Annotated in this window: 21 protein-coding genes and 2 pseudogenes; all 23 read right to left on the reverse strand. The window is 24.1% G+C overall.

Annotated elements, in window-relative coordinates; all coding sequences use genetic code 11:
- Nucleotides 1-158: 158 nt before the first annotated feature.
- Nucleotides 159-353 (reverse strand): hypothetical protein, encoded by a 195-nt coding sequence (locus MBBAR_RS03485; RefSeq protein WP_054835676.1) that lies wholly within the window; start codon nt 351-353, stop codon nt 159-161.
- Between the two features lie 281 nt (nt 354-634).
- Nucleotides 635-2,650, reverse strand: a complete 2,016-nt coding sequence (gene feoB / locus MBBAR_RS03490) for a ferrous iron transport protein B (protein ID WP_080459881.1) — start codon at nt 2,648-2,650, stop codon at nt 635-637.
- Nucleotides 2,651-2,851: 201 nt separating this feature from the next.
- A complete protein-coding gene (locus MBBAR_RS03495) occupies nt 2,852-3,112 on the reverse strand; it encodes a FeoA family protein (protein ID WP_080459882.1) in 261 nt (86 codons plus the stop codon).
- A gap of 627 nt (nt 3,113-3,739) precedes the next feature.
- Entirely contained in the window at nt 3,740-4,462 is a 723-nt protein-coding gene (locus MBBAR_RS03500; protein ID WP_080459883.1) for a hypothetical protein, read from the reverse strand.
- 716 nt (nt 4,463-5,178) lie between these two features.
- Nucleotides 5,179-5,631, reverse strand: a complete 453-nt coding sequence (locus tag MBBAR_RS03505; RefSeq protein ID WP_080459884.1) for a GNAT family N-acetyltransferase — start codon at nt 5,629-5,631, stop codon at nt 5,179-5,181.
- Between the two features lie 67 nt (nt 5,632-5,698).
- Entirely contained in the window at nt 5,699-5,983 is a 285-nt protein-coding gene (locus tag MBBAR_RS03510) for a DUF3194 domain-containing protein (protein ID WP_158082518.1), read from the reverse strand.
- Nucleotides 5,984-6,261: 278 nt separating this feature from the next.
- Nucleotides 6,262-6,612: a prefoldin subunit beta gene (locus MBBAR_RS03515; protein ID WP_080459886.1), complete on the reverse strand. Its 351-nt coding sequence runs from the start codon at nt 6,610-6,612 to the stop codon at nt 6,262-6,264.
- 444 nt (nt 6,613-7,056) lie between these two features.
- On the reverse strand, nt 7,057-7,353 hold the full coding sequence (locus tag MBBAR_RS03520) for a KEOPS complex subunit Pcc1 (protein ID WP_225370719.1): 297 nt from the start codon (nt 7,351-7,353) through the stop codon (nt 7,057-7,059).
- A gap of 204 nt (nt 7,354-7,557) precedes the next feature.
- Complete coding sequence (locus MBBAR_RS03525; RefSeq protein ID WP_080459887.1) at nt 7,558-8,073, reverse strand: hypothetical protein; 516 nt, start codon at nt 8,071-8,073, stop codon at nt 7,558-7,560.
- A gap of 380 nt (nt 8,074-8,453) precedes the next feature.
- The gene (locus MBBAR_RS03530) at nt 8,454-8,585 is read right to left on the reverse strand and encodes a DNA-directed RNA polymerase subunit P (protein WP_042704063.1); all 132 of its coding nucleotides are present in this window, start codon (nt 8,583-8,585) and stop codon (nt 8,454-8,456) included.
- The gene (gene rpl37A / locus MBBAR_RS03535) at nt 8,586-8,855 is read right to left on the reverse strand and encodes a 50S ribosomal protein L37Ae (protein ID WP_042704065.1); all 270 of its coding nucleotides are present in this window, start codon (nt 8,853-8,855) and stop codon (nt 8,586-8,588) included. It abuts the gene before it with no gap.
- Between the two features lie 355 nt (nt 8,856-9,210).
- The gene (rrp42, locus tag MBBAR_RS03540) at nt 9,211-10,005 is read right to left on the reverse strand and encodes an exosome complex protein Rrp42 (RefSeq protein ID WP_080459888.1); all 795 of its coding nucleotides are present in this window, start codon (nt 10,003-10,005) and stop codon (nt 9,211-9,213) included.
- A gap of 20 nt (nt 10,006-10,025) precedes the next feature.
- Nucleotides 10,026-10,736: an exosome complex exonuclease Rrp41 gene (gene rrp41, locus MBBAR_RS03545; RefSeq protein WP_080459953.1), complete on the reverse strand. Its 711-nt coding sequence runs from the start codon at nt 10,734-10,736 to the stop codon at nt 10,026-10,028.
- A gap of 592 nt (nt 10,737-11,328) precedes the next feature.
- A pseudogene (gene rrp4, locus MBBAR_RS10515) lies at nt 11,329-12,021 on the reverse strand (exosome complex RNA-binding protein Rrp4); the annotation flags it as partial.
- Between the two features lie 339 nt (nt 12,022-12,360).
- Nucleotides 12,361-13,059 carry a ribosome assembly factor SBDS gene (locus tag MBBAR_RS03555; protein ID WP_080459890.1) on the reverse strand — a complete coding sequence of 233 codons (699 nt, stop codon included), beginning with the start codon at nt 13,057-13,059 and terminating at the stop codon, nt 12,361-12,363.
- A gap of 734 nt (nt 13,060-13,793) precedes the next feature.
- Nucleotides 13,794-14,567, reverse strand: a complete 774-nt coding sequence (psmA, locus tag MBBAR_RS03560; RefSeq protein ID WP_080459891.1) for an archaeal proteasome endopeptidase complex subunit alpha — start codon at nt 14,565-14,567, stop codon at nt 13,794-13,796.
- Between the two features lie 848 nt (nt 14,568-15,415).
- Nucleotides 15,416-15,877, reverse strand: coding sequence for an Rpp14/Pop5 family protein (locus MBBAR_RS03565; RefSeq protein WP_249025028.1), 462 nt, complete (start codon nt 15,875-15,877; stop codon nt 15,416-15,418).
- Nucleotides 15,860-16,045: pseudogene (locus MBBAR_RS10520) on the reverse strand (Rpp14/Pop5 family protein); the annotation flags it as partial. The gene MBBAR_RS03565 and the pseudogene MBBAR_RS10520, both read right to left, overlap by 18 nt.
- Before the next feature lie 208 nt (nt 16,046-16,253).
- Nucleotides 16,254-17,012 (reverse strand): ribonuclease P protein component 3, encoded by a 759-nt coding sequence (gene rnp3, locus MBBAR_RS03570; RefSeq protein WP_080459893.1) that lies wholly within the window; start codon nt 17,010-17,012, stop codon nt 16,254-16,256.
- A 72-nt stretch (nt 17,013-17,084) separates the two neighbouring features.
- Nucleotides 17,085-17,513: an RNA-binding protein gene (locus MBBAR_RS03575; RefSeq protein WP_080459894.1), complete on the reverse strand. Its 429-nt coding sequence runs from the start codon at nt 17,511-17,513 to the stop codon at nt 17,085-17,087.
- 447 nt (nt 17,514-17,960) lie between these two features.
- A complete protein-coding gene (locus MBBAR_RS03580; protein ID WP_042704081.1) occupies nt 17,961-18,506 on the reverse strand; it encodes a 50S ribosomal protein L15e in 546 nt (181 codons plus the stop codon).
- Between the two features lie 379 nt (nt 18,507-18,885).
- Nucleotides 18,886-21,435, reverse strand: coding sequence for an Ig-like domain-containing protein (locus MBBAR_RS03585; protein WP_080459895.1), 2,550 nt, complete (start codon nt 21,433-21,435; stop codon nt 18,886-18,888).
- Nucleotides 21,436-22,115: 680 nt separating this feature from the next.
- On the reverse strand, nt 22,116-22,436 hold the full coding sequence (locus MBBAR_RS03590) for a carboxymuconolactone decarboxylase family protein (RefSeq protein WP_080459896.1): 321 nt from the start codon (nt 22,434-22,436) through the stop codon (nt 22,116-22,118).
- Nucleotides 22,437-22,572 lie beyond the last annotated feature (136 nt).

A 22,572-nucleotide genomic window follows, 5' to 3' on the forward strand; every position in this document is an offset into this window, starting at 1 on the left:
ATGAATAGTAATAAAGACTATATAAATATTGTAATTATTAAAATATATATTATAATATTGTAATAATTCTATAATATTGTATTATTAATAATACAATATATAATATTACTATTACATATAATTTTAACATTATGATAGATGTTGATATTGTTTATAAATTATTCTTTCTTCTTTTTAAAACTAAGTTTATCTTTTAAAGAATCAATAAATTTAAATTCTGTCTCGTATTCTGGTGAATTACCATATCCACAATTAGGACAATGTACTGTCTGACATTCTCTTTTTCCACAACCTTGACAGCTTCTACCAATAATTTTCTCATCAAATTCATAGCCACACATTCTACATTGCATATTCTCACCACCACTTAAATAATATATAAGTTACTTATAATAATTAAATTTTTTAAATATACTAAAACTAAAGAAAAAATCTACACAAATTAATTTGAATATAAGTATAAAATTAAATAAAAATTTCAATAAAAATAAAATTTTGGTTAAAATAAAATTTTAAAATAAAAATAAAAATTTATATTAAAATAAAAGTTTTATTAAAATATAAGTTTATATTAAAATAAAAATAAAGGATATAAATCCTTTATAAAACTTTTAAAGATATATCACCAGTTATATCAACCAAAACCTAAAAGGGTTCCACCTTGATATACAATGAATGATACAATATATGCAGTTACTGTAGTAACACCTACCATGGCTAATGGCCATCTCCAAGAGTTTGTTTCTTGCTTTATAGTACCCAAAGCTGCAAAACATGGGACATATAACAATACAAATACTAGGAATGCATATGCAGAAAGCGGTGTGAAAATCTCATGCATTGCCGATTCAATGCCCGATCCTTCCTCAGCAACTCCAAACAGGGAACTGAAAGTTCCTACAACCACCTCCTTAGCTACTACACCAAATATTAAAGCTACAGCAGGTTGCCATTCACCAAATCCTAATGGTCCAAAAATTGGAGCTACAACAGTACCCAATTGCCCAATTACAGATTCTTGAGATCCATAATCAACTCCAACTGGTACACTACTTAAAACCCACACTACAATAGAAGCTGCAAGGATAATTGTACCTGCTTTTCTAATGAAACCATAACCTTTTTCCCAAGTATGAATAAGTACACCTTTTAGAGAAGGTAACTTATAAGAAGGTAGTTCCATAACAAAAGGAGTTGTAATTCCCTTAAATGCAGTATTTTTAAGAATTGCGGCGATTATAATAGCTACAGCTATTCCAAGAAGATATAATGAGAATATAACTTCACCTTGGAAAGCAGTAAAGAAAGCAGCGACAAATAAAACATAAACCGGCAATCTAGCAGTACAAGACATGAAAGGAATTATCATCATTGTTAATATCCTATCTCTTTCATGTTCCATTGTCCTAGTAGCCATAATTCCTGGAACACCACATCCGAATCCTAAAATCATTGGAATAAATGCTTTTCCATGAAGACCTACAAATTTATGCATAATTCTATCCATAACAAAAGCAGCTCTTGCAAGGTATCCTGAATCTTCAAGAATACTAATCATCAAAAACATCAAAAATATTTGAGGTAAAAATACAAGTACTCCACCAACACCACCTATAATACCATCAACAAGTAGTGAAGAAAACCAAGATTCACCAATCAATGCTAATATACCATCTCCAAGCATTACAAATCCATTATCAAGAAGATCTTGGAATGGTGCTCCAACAGTAAAAGTAATTTGAAATATAATCCACATTATAACTAAAAATATTGGAAGTCCTAATATTCTATTAGTAACTACTCTATCAATCTTTTCAGTGATTGTCTGTTTTTCTATTTCTGGTTTAATAACAGATTCTTTAATCAAACCATCAATATAAGAATATCTATAATTAGCAACTACTTCTTCACTACTTTCACCAAAAACATTTTTAAAATGTTTTTTTAATTTTTCAACTTCATTGAATATTTCAATAAAATTTGAAGCAGTTTTAACTTTCTCAACAATTATATCATCATCTTCTAACAGTTTTATAGCTGTCCATGATGATGGAACATCAGATAACTCTTTATTCTTTTCAATAAGATCTTTAAGATCATTAAGATGTTCAGTTAACTCTGTACCATAAACTAATTTTTTACTACTATCAATAGGGTTTTTAGCAGCATTTTGAACCGCTTCTAATAATTGTTCTTTTCCAGTATTATCAATAGCCTCAATTTCTACAACAGGAACTCCTAAAAGTTCAGATAACATATTTGTATCAATATCATAATCTTTCTTTTTAGCAAATTTATTCATATTAAGTGCAATGACTAAATTTGCACCAAGTTCCATCATTTGAGTAGTTAAATATAAATTTCTCTCGATATTAGTTGCATCAATAATATTAACTATAACATCTGAATTTTCATCAACAATAAAATCCCTAGAAACTATCTCTTCAATAGAATGAGCACTAAGAGCATAGTTTCCTGGAAGATCAATTACATCAATTCTCGAATCATTGAAATTTAGATGACCTTCAGCTTTTTCTACTGTTTTACCAGGCCAATTTCCAACATGCTGTCTAAGACCAGTTAATTGATTAAATAAAGTTGTTTTACCCACATTAGGATTTCCAGCTAATCCTATCTTTATACTATTCATTAATTTCCACCTTACTAAAAATGATAAATTTATGGAAAAATCAAGTATGAACTAAAAATTATTTTAAATAATTACCTTAAATATTCTTAAATATTATTCTTTATTAAATATTTTTTAAATATTTTTTATTAAATATTATTTTAAATATTATTCTAAATTATTTAAAAAATTAATATATTTTTATTTTTAAAAATTAAAAAATCAGTTCACCACTTGAACTTTGATATTCTCTGCCTCATTTTTACGAAGGCAAATTGAATATCCTTTTAATCTAAATTTAATAGGATCTCCTAAAGGAGCTACTTTTTCTAGAGTAATTTCAGAACCTTTAACAAACCCCATACCTAAAAGATGCCTTTTTAATTCAACATCTCCTCTATCAGAAAAAGAAACAATAGTTCCTCTTTCACCATTTTTAAGTTCATTTAATGTTTTTATTGAATTAATATTTTTTTCCTCCATCTTTTCACCTTTACACTTTGATTTAAATTAATTAAAAATAATTTAAAGATTTAAATTTATCTAAAAATTTATAAATAATCTAAAAATATTATAAATAAGTCTAAGCATAAAATAAATTTACTTAATTTACTCAATATAATAAAAATTTAGGAATGCCTAAATGATAATCGATATTTCTAGAAATCGATTTTTAAACATTATATTTTTATTATTTCAATTAAATTTCAATTAATCTTCATACTTAGAATAAATATATTTAATAATACCTAAATTTATTTATATTTAGGAATGCCTAAATAAAAGTTCTTATTTAGGAATACCTAAAGACAATCTTATATTTCTAGTATTTAGTATATAAATTTTTAGGTAAAGTTAGGTGAACAAAAATTGTATTATAAAATCTATTAAATTTAGGTAAGCCTAAACAAATAATATATTATTATCTCCTCATATATAAATGTTTAGGTTATACTAAAAATTAAAAATATAAAAAATTAAAAAATATTAAAATTAAAAAATATTAAAAATATAAAAATAATAAAAAATTAAAAAAGATTATAAAAGATTATAAAAGATTATAAAAGATTATTAAAAATCAATTAAAGTGATATATTAATCCTGAAAGTATTAAGTAACCGTATAATCAAGATTACCCTCATTATATAATCTTTGTAAGTCAGATAAATGACTAATTTCATAAGGATAATACCTATTAGATAAATAAGGCCAAATCAATCCTTTTGCAACATAATAATATGCACCGAAACGACCATATTGTTTCCAAGAAATTTGAGTATAAAGTGGAAATCCACAGCCAGGATTAAGATAAGGACCTTCAGCTCGAACAGTTCCATGATAAAACATAGGAATAGGTCCTTCTTGACCATAATTTTTAGCTTCTTGATCAACATAAGCTAAAGCTTCATCAAGAGTTTGGAATGATATTCCATCAGCCCTATAAGTATATCTGTCTTCTGGAATTCCAAATAAAAATGTGTAAAGAACTTCTCCCCAATCAACATAAGTTTTATAAGTCGAAGGATCAACAAATGCTAATTCTAAAACTTTTACTTCTCCAGATGAAGATAAAGGACTTTCCTGAACAAACTGACGATAATTAGAATCTCCCCCATAATGAACAACCAAAACACATTTTGAACCAGTTTTAGCTGCATACTCACCAAGTACTTCAGCATTACCATGATTTGGGAACATATCGGGATTTCCTAATTTTGTTACTGTAAGACGTCCAACTGGCTCAACAAGACTAAGTTGAGTCATCCCCCATAAATATGCTCCAAAAATTAATATAAGAGCTATAATAATTGTAATCAAAGTTGACCTTTTCATTTTATCACAAAAAATAGTTATCGTCAAAAATTAGTAGTATAAAATATAAATATACTGTTATAGAAGTTTTGTAAGTTCTACTATAAAAAATTTTAGATTTTTATAATATAGGTTTTTTATAATATAGATTTATATAATAATTTCTATAATAAATGAATGATTTATAATTATTGAATGAATTACAATTTATTGGATAATTTACAGTTTATTAATAAACAACAATAAATAAATTAAATAAATAAATAAAAATAAATAAAAATAGATAAAAATAGATAAAAATTTAAAAATAGCTTAAAAATGACTATAACTAAACAAAAAATACAAATAAATAAAAATACAATTAAATAAAAAACACGAATAAAAACAATAGATGAAAATTAAAATAAAATTAGTACAAATATAAAAAAATATTAATAAAAAATATAAATAAAAAATAAAAAACTCCATTAATAATAGATAAGGGAAAACCCCAAATCTAATATAACAGTTCATGTATGATAAACTAAGGAGTTGGACCCATAAATATAATATAAACTTTATACTATTTAAAGTTTACTTGAAATTTTATAAAATGAAATTGATAAAATTAAAATAAAATTAAGTTAAGTAATGAAATGATTAAGCTAAATAAGTTAATGATTAATTTAACTAAGTTAATCAAGTTAAAAATCAAACTATATATAAAATGGATTAAATTACAATAATAATGTAATATATCACAATTTTTTCTTCATGCAAACATAAAGTTCATTGCCAACAAAAGGAGGATAATTTTCAATTAAATTATAATTTAATTTAGAATAAAAAGAAATAGCTATTGGCATATGGATATTTGTTTCTAAAATAATGAAATCATATCCTCTATTTTTACTCTCTTCTTCTAACTTTTTAACAATAGTATTTCCTAATCCTTGATTTCTATAACCTTCTTTTACAAAAAGGTTCTTAATTTCAACAGTATCTTTACAATATTCTACAAAAGATCCACATGCAATTGGCAAATCATCATCAAAAACTAAAACAACAAAATGATCTTTATAATCTAGACAAGTATTCCTATAGTCAATTGCAATAGATCCTAGAAGATTATTATAATAATCAGATTGTTCTTGATCAATTTTAATGAAATTTTCATTATTTTCATCAGTAAAAACAATTTTTAAGCCCATATAAAAACCATAATATCGTTATTGCATAATAAGAATAGCTACCATCTAACTATTATTACCTATAATTTTATTCTCTATAATTTTCATCAATAAAAACATCTAACTGATTATAGGCTTCCTCAATAGCTAACTCAATATCATCATTTTTGATTTTAGAAAGTTCATCAAGAGCAATATTAACATCAATATTAACATCCAACTCTTCATCATCATAACTAGCATCTATTTGAAGATCAAAGTCTAAAACTTCTTTTGATGGAACTTTAGATAATATAATCTCATTAGCTTTATCTGAAAAATACTGTGAAATAACGTCTAAATCCTCTTGGGATAATTTTTTAAGCTTATTCAAATTAAAACACCCTAATAAAATATTAAATTAAAGATTTAATAAATAAAAAATATGTAAATAAAGATATATAACTAAAATTACATAAATAAAGTTATATAAATAAAAAATAAGTAATAAAAATTAAAAACAATCAATAAATAATGAAAATAGCTAATAAATAATGAAAATTTATTAAAAAATTTGTTTTTAAATATAAGAATATTTTAAGTATTTAAATATAAAATATTTAAATAACAATAAAAATAACAATTTTATTAAAATTTAAAAATTTAAACTATTTATTGAGGAGCTTGATTTTGCATAGCTTCTTGGATTGAAGATTGCATCTCTTGAAGCTTTTTCATAACTCTTTCTTCTTGACGAGCCATAGTTTTTTCTCTTAATTTAAGAGTTTCTAGTTTTTCTTCAAGCTCTTCATTAATTTCATCACGATTTACTTTAATTAACAAGTTTCCAGCTGTTTTAAAAACTTCTGCATTTTCGTCACTCTTCTTTAATTCTTCAAGAGCACTTTCAGTTTCTTGAATCTGAATATCTACATTTTGTTTCTGTACAGTTACAGCTTGAGCTTGCTGTTGTAATTGTTGAAATTGATTTAATTGATGTTGTATATTTTGAGGTACTTCCATATTTTCACCTTTTAGTTTAATTAAACAATGAAATTAATCTAGAATAATTGAATAATAATTAAATTAATCTAGGATAATAAAATAAAATTAGTTTAAAGAATTTAATTGTTATTACTTTATCTAATCATATTTATCTTTAATAAAAGTTCTATATATAATATTAGTTTTTTATATAATATATATTGTAGTTTTAATAATTGTAATTTTAGTCTATTATTAGTTTAATTAATAATATTATTTTTTTATTTAATAATACTAGCTTTATTTAATAATACTATTAACAAATAAACTTTATATTTAATATTATTTAATCTTAATTAACTTTTACAGATAATAAAAGACTTAATAAAAAATATAACAAAAATATATAATAACAAAATATGTTTATTATAGTATTTATTATTATCTACATTATATTTATAAATAATCTTATTATAATAATATTCATTTAATTAAATCATTAACATCTAATGATACAATAATCCATTTAATAGCAGAGTTGATAGAAGCACGAAACGAAGTAGCATCCTCAGAATCAATACTTATAATAAGTTTAGAATTATCTAGGTTAATATACATGTTAGATCTATAATCTGGAGAAGATTCAAATTCCAATAAAACAGAATCAAAGACAATTTTAGCTAATTTTTCATCTTCTAAATCTATTAAAATATTACTTTTAACTGACTTTAAAGCATTGAAAGAAATTTCAGAAATATAAAAACCTCCACTAAAACCCATTATAATATATATTAAGAAAAAGTATGTATTAAAACATCTAAAAATTAAACATAAATATCTAATGATACCTATTTAATAATACCTATTTAATAATAGCAATATTTAATCAAGAATAATAGTGTAATCAATAGAACAACATTAACCAATATATTAACCAATACAAGAACATTAACCAATATAACAATATTAACCACTATAATAACATTAACCAATGATTTTTCTAATATTAATTTTAAGACCAGTATCATTCCCGTCTCTATTATAAAAATGAATAATACCTATCCTTTTATTGAAATCTTCAATATCATCATATTCATCATCATAGTCTTCTAATTTTTCAACATATATATGATTTTGATTAGAATCATTATTAGAATTATTTATAGGAAATATATCACCAAGGACATCTAATTCAGGAATTTCAGACTTAAAAGATAACTCAGAAGTCTTTATATGCAAACGTTGATTAGTTGTATTAACTGAACCAAGAATAACTAATAATTCTTCACCATCATTAGAAAAAAAAGTAATTTTACTTGGGTTTCCCTTCATTTCATAAACAAGAACTATATTATCTAAACCAAGACTATTAGATTTTAACTGTAGTTCTCTCATACTCATCTTTCCACGATTAACATAATCAGTATCCAGAGCATGAGAAAGATTTTTACAAAAAGCACGAGTTTTTGATGATGGTTTTCTTGAAGTTGAAATTAACATGAAAAAAATCCTTAGTAAATATTTTTAATAATATTCCTTAATAAATATTTTTTAATAATGAAAATAAATTCCTTAACAATGAAAATAAATCTAAATATAAATTTAAATATAAATCTAAGTAAGAGAATTTAAAGAATTTTTAAAAAATTCTAAAATAAAGTTACTCTAAAATAAAATTACAAAAATACTATAAACATAATTAAAAATAGAAATAATAAATTATTCTAATAATAGAATATTGTAATAATTGATGTAATAATTAATAAATTATTCTAATAATTAATGTATTTTGTAATAATTAATAAATTATAATAAAACTATTTATATCTTATTTAATAGCTAATTAAATTAGTAGTAAAAAGATAAAAAAATAAAAAGAGCTATCTTGATTTAATAGTTCTTTTAACAGCTGGAACTTTTTTGAAAAGAATCCTATATCTACATTTAGGACATTTATTTTCCATATAACTTTTTGGATCAATTTCTGTTCCACATTCAGAACATTTATACAATTAGTCCCCTCCAACTACTCTTTTAATATTTCTGTTAGCTGTTTTAAGCATTGGAGTTTGAGGAACATAAGCTCCACCAGTAAATACTGTATCACATTTACTACATTTCCAAATTCCTACAGCTTGTCTTTTAACAGCTGGTCTATCACATTTAGGACAAACATGCTTCTTTTTCATGTTTTCTTCAATGGATTTTACAGTTCTTTTAGCTTTTCTTCCATATCTTGCTCCAAATCTTCCTGTAATTCCCACTTTTTTTGTTCTTGCCATAATATCACTTTTATAAACTTAAAATTAATTATTTTTTAAAATAACCATTATGAATATGTATAAATTATAAATATGAAAAATTTTTGATTTTTCCTTAATTAGTAAAATTCATATGATATAATAAATTGGTCTTAAATAGTATATAAAGTTAATGTTTTTCAGTAATTTTTTTCATCAAATGAGTATTAATAAGACTATTAATATTTTATTTAACAAAACAATAAAAATTTCAATAGAAATCAATAAATAAGAATGTTAATAAGTTAAAGAAAAATCAAATAAAGCTAAAAATTAAATTTTAAAATAAACAATAATATTCGATGAAAAAATAAAAATGAAATAGCTAAAAAAGCTATTAAGCATTATTAACTTTTTCTAATAAATCAGGTACCTTAGAATAAGCTGTTTTAACAGCCCCTAAAATATCTTCTTTAGTTAATGGATGATCCCCACCTTTCTGCATAGCACAAATACTACCAGATTCAGTTATACCAATTGAAAGTCTAGCATCTAAAATTGCTTCTTCATCTAAAGAAGGATCTAAAACCATTTTTTCTCCTATTTTAACGAAAGTACACATAGCTTCTTTATCCCTCAAAGGCAAATCAGTTGTAGATTCTTCATCAATTACAACTTCATCATCAACAATTTTAGCTACAGGTAATTTAGTATTCAAAAGAGCACTCATTACAGCTAAGGTAGCAGTATCAAATAGATTTCCATCAAAATCAATTATATGTAAATCAATGAAAAGCATCCATACTTTTTTACCAGGCACAATACACAATTTTTCAAGATCTACCATTTCACTTTCACGAATTCCTCTATCTACAACACGAGCAAGTTCAACCGATGTTTCACTTGGAGGACCTGGTTCAAAAGTCGGATCAGCCATAGGTAACATTTCACCATTTGTCATTAAAACTCCTACATCAGGAGTATCTGGAAATGGTTCACCTAATTGAGGCTTTATACCAACAATGACTTGACTATTGCCAATTTTAACCCTTGCAGAACCTTCTGCTTTAGATATAACTCCTGTTTCAATAAGAATATCTCTGTATTCCTCAAGATCTCTCCCATCTTCTCTTTTGTTACTATTAATTAGATCAGTAATACATTCTCTTGTAATTTCAGGTATAATATTCATAGTAATCCCTCACATTAAAATTAGCTATCAGATCCAGCATCTTGAGCATACCTTGTTTTAAGAGCTTCAATTTGAACTTTATTCACTTGTCTACATCCTTCCATAGCTAAATCAAGTGCTTTTCCAAATTCTTCCTCAGATAAGTCACCATCACTCTGTAGTAATGTAATTTCCTCAGTTCTTGGCATCATAGCTATAGGAACATCAGCTTGACCTTCTTTATCCTCTTTTTCAGATAAATCTAATACAATTTCATCATTGACTTTACCTGCAGCACAACCAACTACTAAATCTTTCATAGGAATTCCAGCATCAGCTAAAGCAACAGAAGCAGCAGTAATACCTGCACACCTAGTTCCACCTTCAGCCTCAATAATTTCTATGAAAACATCAACCATAGATCTTGGAAATCCTTCTAACATTAAAGATGGTCTGAGTGCTTCAGCAGTTATTTTTGATATTTCTGTTGACCTTCTATCAGGTCCTGGTCTTTTCCTATCATCAACTGAAAAAGGTGCCATATTATATCTGCACCTAATAACACCTGTGTTAGGTTTCAATAATCTTCTGATATAAGATTCACGTGGACCATAAACAGCCACCAATACCTTATTTCCACCAACTTCCAAATAAGCAGATCCATCTGCTCTTTCAAGTACTCCTGCTTCAATTTTTAAAGGACGGATTTCATCATATGCTCGCCCATCATCCCTTTTACCATTATTAGTGATAAGAATCACCCCTTAATTAAAATTATTATTATATTTAATAAATAAATTATTATTTTATAATTAGATTATTATTTTATAATCATTATTATAATAGACTATTATTTTATTCAAGAAATAGATAATTAACTTTTTAAATACAGTATCTTTAAAGACATAGCTAACTTCTTTTTCTCCAACTAGTAACTGGTTTTATCCTGTTATTTTTAGATTCACTTTTAGAAGAATTTTGAATTTTTAAAGTAGGAGAACTAACCTCACTTTTATCAACTTCACCTAAACTAGGATTATTAGATGAATTTTGAGCTTTAACCTGATTAAAAGTATCTAAATAACTACCTTTTTTGTTTTTAGAATCATCTTCTTTAGAATCAACCTCTAAATCAATTTCAACTTCTTCTTTAATATTTTCAAGTTTTGGCTTTTCTAATACATCGGTTTCTTCTTCATCAAATTTATTTCTATTATTATTACCATTATTATTACTGTTTTTATTATTATAATTCTTATTATTATTGTTTTTATGAGAATTAGTTTTCCCATTATTAGAATTAGAGTGATCTATTGATTCTAAATCATCAGCAGTAATTTCAAACTCTTCTTGTTCTTCAGGTAATTTTCCATCAACTAAAAGATAAAGTTTATCCCTAACTCTATCTGTAAGACCAGAAGTATGAGCTTCAGCTTCAATTAAATTTATGATGGTCTTGGTAATCTGTTCCATCCCTTTATCACCTTTAACCCAAACAAGTCCATTTTGACCAACAACAATTTTACATTTAGTCTTATCTTTAATCATGTTGATCATAGAACCTTTTTTGCCAATTAAACGGGGGACTTTAGTAGGAGTAATATCAACTAAAATTCCTCCTTTAAATTTACCCATTCCTCGACCTTTTAAACCTAACTTGACTTTTTTAACTTCATCTACATCAACAACTCTTAAAAATAGAACATCACCAATATCAAATACTTTACTCAGTTCTTTTTTTTCTCTTCCAAAAACTTCAGATGCAGGTAATATTCCAGAGTAAGGTGAGTTAATATCTACTCCCCACATTGAAAAACGAACGTCATCAATTTCTCCAATTACTACATCACCTTTTTTTGGAACATATTTACTTTTAAGAGGAATTACACTAATTTTTTTGTTCCTAAGGGAAACCAAACCCATTAAAGATGAACAAACACAATTCCCATCTTTAAAGGTTCCTCTTCCAGAATAATAGCCCTCTTCAGCTAATATTTGTCCTGGAACAACTAATTCTTTATCTTCTACGTGTATCATGTACAATATGCCCCCATAGGGTAATAAAATTTATGAATATAAATCAATCCTATATAATAATGAATTTTTCTTATTTAATGATGATTTAATAATGAATTTTGCAAAATTATTTGAGAATAATTTTCTTAAAATATTTAATAATGAGCTTTTTAAAATTATTTAATAATTATTATAATTTAATAATTAGATTTAATAATTTTCTTTAATAGTTATTTTTAATAATTTTCTTTAATAATTAGTTTTAATAATTATAAAAATTTATTATTTTTATAAAATTAAAAATCAAAATTAAGAAATCTTTGATTTTTTATAATTATTAAAAATTTAATAGGATAATTATTAAATAACTTTAGTTTCAGCATCCCCACCAGAAATCTCATTCATTTTAAGATTAAAGTCTTCTTGAACTCCACCAGGAATTTCAACAACAGCTATCCAAGATCCATCTTGTTGCCATTCTTCATTTAATATTTTACCAAATTTAGATATTATAGAAAAAGCGTTTCCAGCAACTGAACCAGGTAACCTTACTGCAACTTTAACATGCTCAAACCTGATAGGTATTTTAATTTTAATAGCTTTTAAAACAATCTGTACTTGCTCATCAACTGATTTAAAAGGATCAATTTTAACTCTAGTTTCTTCCATAGCATTTTCTATTCTCTTTACTGGATGCGGAAGGCCAGTCTGAGGATTAATAGATTCCCTAGCAATTTTATTAATAACCATTAACCTTTTTTCTTCCTGCATATCTCTTTTTTGCTGAGCAGTAAGTTGAATATGTCCTTTATTAATTATTTCTTTTGCAACTTCTAAAACATCAGTATTATCAAACACTTTAATCATTGCATCATCAGGAGATGTATCCCCTTTTTTAGCATCTTTGAATATGGTTTCAACAGCTAAAACGTCTTCAATAATCACATCATCTTTTTCAGGATTTTTAAAATCTGCAGCTAAATCAGGATCAACTAAAATTTCAAATTTCTCACCATGAGATTCTAATCTAGCTATAATAGCTTCATCAATATTTACCATTATTTTTCCTCTAATAAATGATTCTATTTTAAATGAACTCTATTTTAAATAGTTTCCAGCTAAAAAATCTTTAATTTAAATAATCTCTAATTTAAATGATTTTTAACTTAAATAATTATGATTAAATAATTGTAATTTAAATGATTTTAATTTAAATGATTTTTAATTCAAATAATAATTAATATCTAAAATAACCATTTTATTAATAAAAATATCTTCATGAAAACATATTCATATAAGAACATTTAATATAAGAACATTTCACATCAGAATATCTTCATATCAGAATAAGAAATAAGTTAAAATTCAATTAAAAATCTATAAGATTATTATATTTTATAAATTTATTAAAATCTAATAAATTTATAAAATTAATTAAACTAAGTAACTTAATTAAACTAATTAACTCAATTAAATTAAGTGAACAATTAAACTAAATAAAAACTTAATTAAACTAAATAATAGCTTAATTGGATAAGTAATAGCTGGATTAATAAAAACTTATAAATCTAATTAAATATTAGACTAAAGAATATTACTGAATGATATTACTAAATTATATCACTAAATGATTACTAAATTATATACTAAATGATTACTTAATGATTACTTAATAATTTACTAAAGAATAATATTACTCTAATTAATGAACAATCTTATGATTAAGAAGTTTATTAAATAAAAAATTTAAACAAAGAATAATAAGAGGATTAAAAAATTGAATTAAAATTCAATTATTCTTCATCCTCAATTTCTTCTTCTTCAGTATTATCATCAGTATCTTTTCTTGCAATAAGTGATTCAACATGAACTGCTACTTCTTCGTCAGAAATTTTTCTATATTTTCTAGTTTCTTTGTCAACAACAGCTATTTCAACACTTTCCACTGTAGTTTTACCTTCAGTAGCTTCATAGACCGCATCAAGAGCTAAATCAATCGCTTCATTAATAGTCATATCTTCTCTGTAATTTTCTTCAAAAACATCCATAGCAGCAGATCTTCCAGATCCTATAGCAGTTGCTTTATATTCAATTAATGCTCCACTAGGATCAGTTTCAAAGAGTTTACATCCGTTTTTATTTACTCCACCAATGATAAGTGCAGAACCAAATGGGCGTACACCACCATTTTGAGTATACATTTGTTTCATATCACAAATCTTTTTAGCTAAAGATTCAACTCTTATTGGTTCATTATAAGTAATTTTATTAATTTGAGATTCCATTCTTGCTCTTTCAATTAATGCTCTTGCATCAGCTACTAATCCAGATGTAGCTGCACCTATGTGGTCATCAATTTGAAAGATCTTTTCAATAGATTTTGACTCTACAAGTTTACTTGTAGTTCTTTTATCTACTAAAAGTACAATACCCTCTTTTGATTTTACACCTAAAGAAGTAGTACCTCTTTTTACTGCCTCTCTTGCATATTCTACTTGGAATAGTCTTCCATCTGGGCTAAAGACAGTGATAGCCCTATCATATCCAGCATTTTGTAAAGGTTGCATATTCTAATACCTCTCGTTTTTTAGCAAAGTTATTTTTTAATTATTATTTATAATTCTAATTAATAAACTAACTATAATTAGTAAAATATTAATCATTAATTAATTATATTACCAATCAAGTATTATTAATAAATTATATAATAACAAATCATATTAATAATGGATTATTTAATAATAAAATATTATCTATAAATATATTATCTATAAATATTTTTATCTATAAATATTTTTTATTAAATTATTTTTACAATTATCTTAAGTTATTTTCATAATATATCATTTTTTATATTGAGTATAATAATTTAAATTACTATTAAGCTACATTATTAAGCTATATTAATAATATAATTAATAATATATTTAATAATTTATTTAATAATTTATTTAATAATTTATATAATAAAATAAATATTATATTAAATAAAAATCTAGATTTGTTTTAATTGATTAAGTTTCTAATTAATATTAGTTAAAATACATTAATCTTTAATTAAAATATATTATTCTTAATTAAATATATTATTTTCTTAATTAATATATATATTATCTTTAATTTTATTTTAATTTTTAATTTACTTTATTTTTATAAAAAAGTTCTTTTAATATATCTTTTATAATAACATAATAGCAAACAACTCAAAATCATACTTAAATAATTGCATAATTAATATTACATAATGATAAACATAATATTTAGTAATATATACTATTAAATGCATTAATAAAGCATTTATCAAAATATAGCACATATGGTTTAAATTAAAAATCCAAATTGAAAACTAAACTAAACCTCCATGATTTAGTGATAGATATTTTTTATGTTTTATCCTTTTATAGATATATATAACTTACTTAATAAAGTTTTCTATTGATGAAGATATAGTTCCAGATATACCCATAGTTGTTATAGCTATTTTATTATTATTGTAATTAGATAATAATGCTAAACTTCCACGAACTTTGTCTTCACAACCTCTTTTACAACGAAGAACAACTTTAAAATGGTAATACGAAGGTCCTTCTTCATCATAATTAGCAAAATTATTATTACTATTACTATTAGTATTAACCTTATTATTATTGTTATTACTACTATTGTTAAGATTGTCAGTGTTGATCTTATTGTTGCCATTATTAGTATTAATTTTAGTATTAATTTTGGTATTAATTTTGGTATTAATATTATTATTAATATTATTATTAATCTTATTAGAATTAGTATTAATATTAGTATCAATACCACTATTAATGATATTATCATCTATTTTATAATACTTTGAAGAATAATTACTAATATCATAAAATTTCATTAACCAAAGATTAAAATCACTAGTTCCTATTTCACCATATAGTCTTAAACAAGCATACCAAATAGCTGAAACCAATTCATCCTTTGAAATTTTTATTTCTGATTTTATATCCAATACTAAATATCTATTATTAATACGTAATGTAGGAGGCAATATTTTTAATTTCATATCCATAAATCCTTGTAAATCCTTGTAAATCTTATAAATCCTTATAAATCTTTATAAGTCTTTATAAATCTTTATAAATTTATATAAATTTATATAAATTCATATAAACTCTTATTTAGTTATCTATAAAAAATAATATTTAGAATATTTATAAAAAACACTATTTAGAGGAAAATAAGAGGAAAATATCTAATAATCAACCTAATAATCATTTATTAATCTTTTTAACTCCAAGAACAATAATATTTTCTCTTTCATTATTAAATTCAATCAACTGATTAGGATAATCAGCTAAACATAAATCTAAATCATCCTGAGAAAGACCCAAATTTTTAAAAACAGAAGAAATATCTTTAGGAGATCTTGTTTCCCAAATTGATGATGCACCAGAAGTTATTATTAAAGGAAATCTAAATTTGTTATATAATTTAATAATTTCTCTAAAATGAGCCATTATCTTTGCCCTAAAACTTAAATAACTAGACAAAATATCATTAAAACAAAGTTCAATAGCAACATTATTTCTAACAGCTTCTTTAGCTAAAACATGATTAATTCCGCAAGAATTACGATTTCTAAAATAAGGTCTTGAAAGAACATCGATTTGCCTATTTTCACAAGCAGCCCGATTTACAGCTAAATCTCCTCCTAAAACAGAAATATATTTAGATTCATTCCTATATTTTTTAGAGAGTTTATACAATTCATTCTGATTTTTAGGATTAATTTCAAGCCCAAATTCAAATTTAAATTTATTTTTACTGTTTATTTTGTTTTTATCTTGATAATTAGCTATTATTTCATCTATTTCTTGTTTTAATTTATCTTTATAATCAATAGCTTTTTTAAAATTCTCAATAGAATAATTTAGATTAACATAATCCCATCCTAATTTATAAGAATCCAAGATCAAATCTTTATCAAGTTTATAATTCTTTCCCTTTAAATTTAAATCATGGAACTTCATTAAACACCTCATTTTATATAATTCATTTATAGATAACACTACTATCAATAATTAAATTTAATCCTATAATAATTAAATATAATCATCTAATATATCATTTAAAAGAGATATAGCTACATTCTTTTTAGCAGGATAAGCTGCAATTTTTATTTTAAGATGAATTGAATCACCAGTATCACAAATCTCCCAGTTTTCTTCACAAGCTGAAGATTTAGAAAATCGGAGAAAAAGATTTCCATTTTTATCAATTTTTCTTTCTAAATCATCACTTAACTTACACAATGATTTTTTATCCATATCTAAAAGATTTTTAAGAAAATCTTTTGTTTCTTTTTTTCTCTCAATTTTTCCAGATAAAATAACAATATCATCTTCAAGTATGCCTTCAGCTAATTCACGGTCTGGTTTAGCTGTTGGAAGAAGGTTTTTTAGTCCTTTTAATAGTTCTTCTTCATTTTCATCTGCATAAACAAACACCCGATATCTAATATTATGAATCATCTTAATCAACACAAAAAACAATTTGAATTATATATAAATAATAAATTTTATTCTATAATTAATATTAATTAATATTCTAATTAATATTCTAATTAATATTTTAATTAATATTTTAATAAATAAATTAATTTTTAATGAATATATTAATTAATAATTTACTTAATATTTCATATATTAAATATTATTCTTAATATTTTATTATATCAAAATTAACATATTAAGATTTCTAAAAAACACTAATATTAAGTTATAAAAATAAGAAAATATAAAAAACTAGGAAAAATAATGATAAAAATTTTAGCTAAAATATAAAAAATAATGAAATAATTTTTAAAAAGGAAAATAAAAATAAAAAAAGAATAAAAATAAAAAAGAATAAAAGAACAATAAAACAATGAGCAAAAAAGAATAAAAAAGAAAATTTAAAACAAGAAATAACTTGTTTTATTAATGTCTCTTTTCAGAACCTTTTCCTCTTGTTTTTCGTCCCCTACCTTTCTTACCAGCACTGGTTAAACCTCTAAGAGCTCTATTTTTGTGCTGACTTTCACAAATCCAATTAATTTTAGGATCATTGATAATAGAAGGACTTTGTGGATCTACTAAAATAACTTCAAAGAATTTGAATTTACCATCAGACCATACCCAGTAAGAGTTTAAAACTTCCATATTAGGATATTTTTTACTTACACGTTCTTCAGCTATTCTTTGGATAGATTTTGAAGGAGTTATCTTATTTACACCCATACGTTTTGGTCTACGACCTGCAGTAAAACGAGTTTTTCTCCTTCCACCACGACGTACTCTAGTTCTAACAACAACATAACCTTTCTTAGCTTTATATCCAAGGGATCTAGCACGATCGATTCTTGTAGGTCTGTCTATTCTTTGAATTACTTTTTCACGTCTCCAAATTGGAGCTCTTTCCCACATAAGTTCTCTTACATAAGACTTATCAGGATTTTTCCATGCATCTCTAATATACTTATACATTATTACACCTCTTGTTCAGCAATTAAGCCACATCCAGGGATTATATCCCAAAAAGAGTTTATTTATTAACTAATAGATTATTATAATAATTAATATTCCATTAATTATCATAAAATTAATTAAATAACATATTAATTTCAATTTAATACATTATAATAATCAAAATGAATTACTAACTTGTATTAATTACTTAATTAATATATCCATAATTAAAATACCTATAATTAACACACCATCTTTAAATTAATTCTTAACTTTAGATGATAATAAAATATTTAATATAAGAGGTATAAAAAGCTTTGCTTTATTTATAAAAAATAAAAAAATAAAAAATAAAAAACAGAGATAAAGAAGAATTTATCCCTTAAAAATTTAAACATTAATTTTGTTTTCTTCTTAGTAATATTCCTAAAACAATGAATATTGCTAATATAGCCGGGATTAAAGGTATTCCTGTTTTTTTCATAAAAGCATTAGCTTTATCTGTATTAGTATGGTTTGTTTTTGTATTATTTGTAGTATTTGTTTTGTTTGTTTTGTTTGTATTGTTTTGATGATTAGTTATGACTTTCAATATATTACTACTATTAGAAGAAAGATATAGGTCATCCCCCACAAATTCAACATTTACTGTTAAGTTACCTACAGTATTTGCAGTGTATTTTAGTCTTGCAATTCCATTTTCATCAGTTATAGCTTCACCAATATAATTACCATTGATATAGAACTTGATAGTTTTATCAGCTAATGGGTTACCATTGTGATCTAATAGTTTAGCAGATAAGATCACATCTTTACCTTTTCCAGTAGTCTTTTTATCAACAATAATATTAGTTGGTGCCTTAAAGTTGACATTTACAAGGACACTACCACTATTATATTGATCATTACCTAAGAAAGTTACATTGAGATTTCCAAGATATGGTGCTGTTATTGAATATGGAATAATAGCTACACCATCTACAAAAACAACATCATAATAGGCATGATTTCCAATAGTAACATTAGCTATAATATTAATGGTTTCATCAAGTTTAACAGTAACATTAACTGTTTCACCAACAGTTTCATTAGGAATTTCAGCAGAAATAGTTGAATTTAACTTATTAACTAAAAATTTAGTTTTATTTATGAAATCCATGTAGTAATAATCACCAGATAAACTAACAGAAACACTAATATCACCTACATTAGAAACAGTATAGTTTAAAATCCAACCACCAGTACTATTAACATCAACAAGATAATTATTACCCTCTATAGTAACATTAACCTGTGTAATATTAGTATAATTAGCTAAATGTCCTGTGATATTAACATTATTATCTATGTTGGGATTAATTGGATCTATTACAATTGTTGAATTAGTAGTCATCATTACATAGAATTGGAAACTAATATCTTGCATATCTAAATGAGCAAGAACATATTGCCAGTTGGTTCTATTGATTGTGTAGTTATATTTAAATCTATCATTCCAAGTACTATTAAAAGCAAAACTATTAAAAGTACCATTGATGGCAAAATAAGGTAAATATTCCACACCATCATTATTACGAGTAGTATTTAATACCAAAAGATTAAATATTATTTTATCACCAATAACAATACCATTCAAACTTGTAGTATTAGCTATATTAAGAATATAATGATTATTAGTATTCAAATTAGTATAACCCGTAATACTATTCTTACCCCACCAGTTATAATCTGCACTAACATTAACAAAATTAGCAAAGAAAACTTTATTGGAATAGTTTCCAACAAATCGATTATAATTGATACCTACATTAGCAGAATTAACATAAATATCAATACCAGTACCATTATCCACATATTCAACATAACCACCATAATAGCTGTAATCATCAGCCCAACTTGTAGCAACAATAGTATTATTGAAGAAGTTTGAACCATTTATAGAAAACTCATTATTAGTGTAAATACCAGCACCCCAAGCATTATTCGAACCAAAATCATATCGAGATCCTGCATATGAAGTGATGTTATTATTAATGAATGTAGAATTTGTCACTGACAATCCTTTACCTGAATTGAAAACACCTGCTCCTTGAGCATCAGAATGGGGATAATCATAATCATCAGCCCATGCATCAGAAGTGATTTTGTTACTATTAAAACTAGAATTAATCAAGTTAAAATTATTACCAGTATTATAAATAGCACCACCATAACCATAAGCATTATCAGACTCATGACCAGAACCAGATTCTGAATAAACTGTATTATTATTAAATTCAGAATTATTTACACTAAGATTAAAACCTGTATTGTAAATAGCACCGCCATATGCAAAAGAATCCTTTCCCCAATTATCGTGATAAGTTCTAGTGTAAGCAGTGTTATTTGTAAATTTTGAATTATTTATCTCAAGGTTGTTAGCAGTATTATAAATAGCACCACCATAAGTATAAGCTGGTGATGATGCGGATGTATTAACAGTAGATGCATTATTGTTTTTAAAGACACAGTTAGTTATAGTTGTTTTACCTGCGGTTATGTAAAGAGATCCACCATTTCCATTGTTTATATAACCATTTATAAATGTTATATTTTCAAAAATAATGTTAGAATTACCAGAAATATTGAACATTCTTCCTAATCCTCTTGCATCAATGATAACTTGATCAGGAGAACCATTTCCACGAATCAAAACATTTTTACCACTAAAATTAATACTAACATTAATATCACTAGTTTTATTATAAGTACCAGGATTTAAAGTTAAAGTATTATCTATGTCAGATCCACTACCAATATCATCTATTGCACCACCAATACCACTAGAATTAGTGCTATTTAAATTTATGTCAGCTGCATTAATAGAAGATATTGAAAAAAGTATAAAAACTGCAACAATAAACAGTAAAAAAAACCTTATGAATTTAAGATTATAAATTTTTATCATTTTCACCCCCCTTTATTTTCGTTTTATATTAAATTATTATTTTATTAATAACAAAAAAGAAATTTGATTGAATAAACAATCACTAATTGAATAGACAATAATTTCTAATTGAGTGAACAATCACTAAAATTTTAGTGAACAATCACTATATTATTAATAAGAAAAGAAGCCTAAAAATATAGGAATAAAATTAAAAAAAATATGAATTATATAAAAATAAGCTTCTTTTCTTATTAATACTAAATATAGCCCTTAATATCATTATATCTAAAAAAATTTAGAGGTATAAAAACATTAAATTTTTTTAAACCAGTTTCAGTCAAAGATATTTTATTTTAAGAATAGTTAGAATTATGTGAACACTCACTATTCAATGATATTATATTAATATTTCATCATATAAAAACTTTTCTCTCATTAGATAAAATATAAAAAAATATTATATAAAGACTATAAAATGTGAACACTCTCTATTTAATGATATTATATTAATATTTCATTATATAAAAACTTTTCCCTAATTTGATAAAATATAAAAAAATATTATATAAAAAATATGAAATATATTATACAAAAGGTAAAAAATTATATAAAAAGTAGAAAATTATATAAAATTAAAACATATTCTATAATAAATATAAAAAGTAAAAATAAAAATTCTAGAGATTATTGAATTAAAATTATTCCATTACCTCATATAATATTTTAACTGCCTTTACAAATGGAGGCATTCCTGAAGTAAGTAGAACAATTCTTAAAACATCCATGATTTCATCTTTAGTAGCATTAAATTCATTAATTGCACTTTGAATTTGTTTTTTAACAGCCCTATCATCTGAATTTGATGCTGCAATAGCTAAAGCGATGAATTTTTGAGTTTTATAATCAATAACTTTACCTGTATAGACTGCATCGTTTAATTCAACTATAGCTTCATATATATCAGGAAAATCTCTTTTTATTGGTCCCATTCCTTTTCCATAAAAAACATTTTCTTTCATAAAAATCACCTATATTATATTATGTTTTAATATTATATATAAATTAAGAATTAAATTGAATAAATTCAATTTCATAATTATAAATCTATATTTTTATAAAATAAAATCTAAATTTCTTGCTATAAATGTTTGTAAA

The organism is Methanobrevibacter arboriphilus JCM 13429 = DSM 1125 (assembly GCF_002072215.1).
GTDB lineage: Archaea > Methanobacteriota > Methanobacteria > Methanobacteriales > Methanobacteriaceae > Methanobinarius > Methanobinarius arboriphilicus.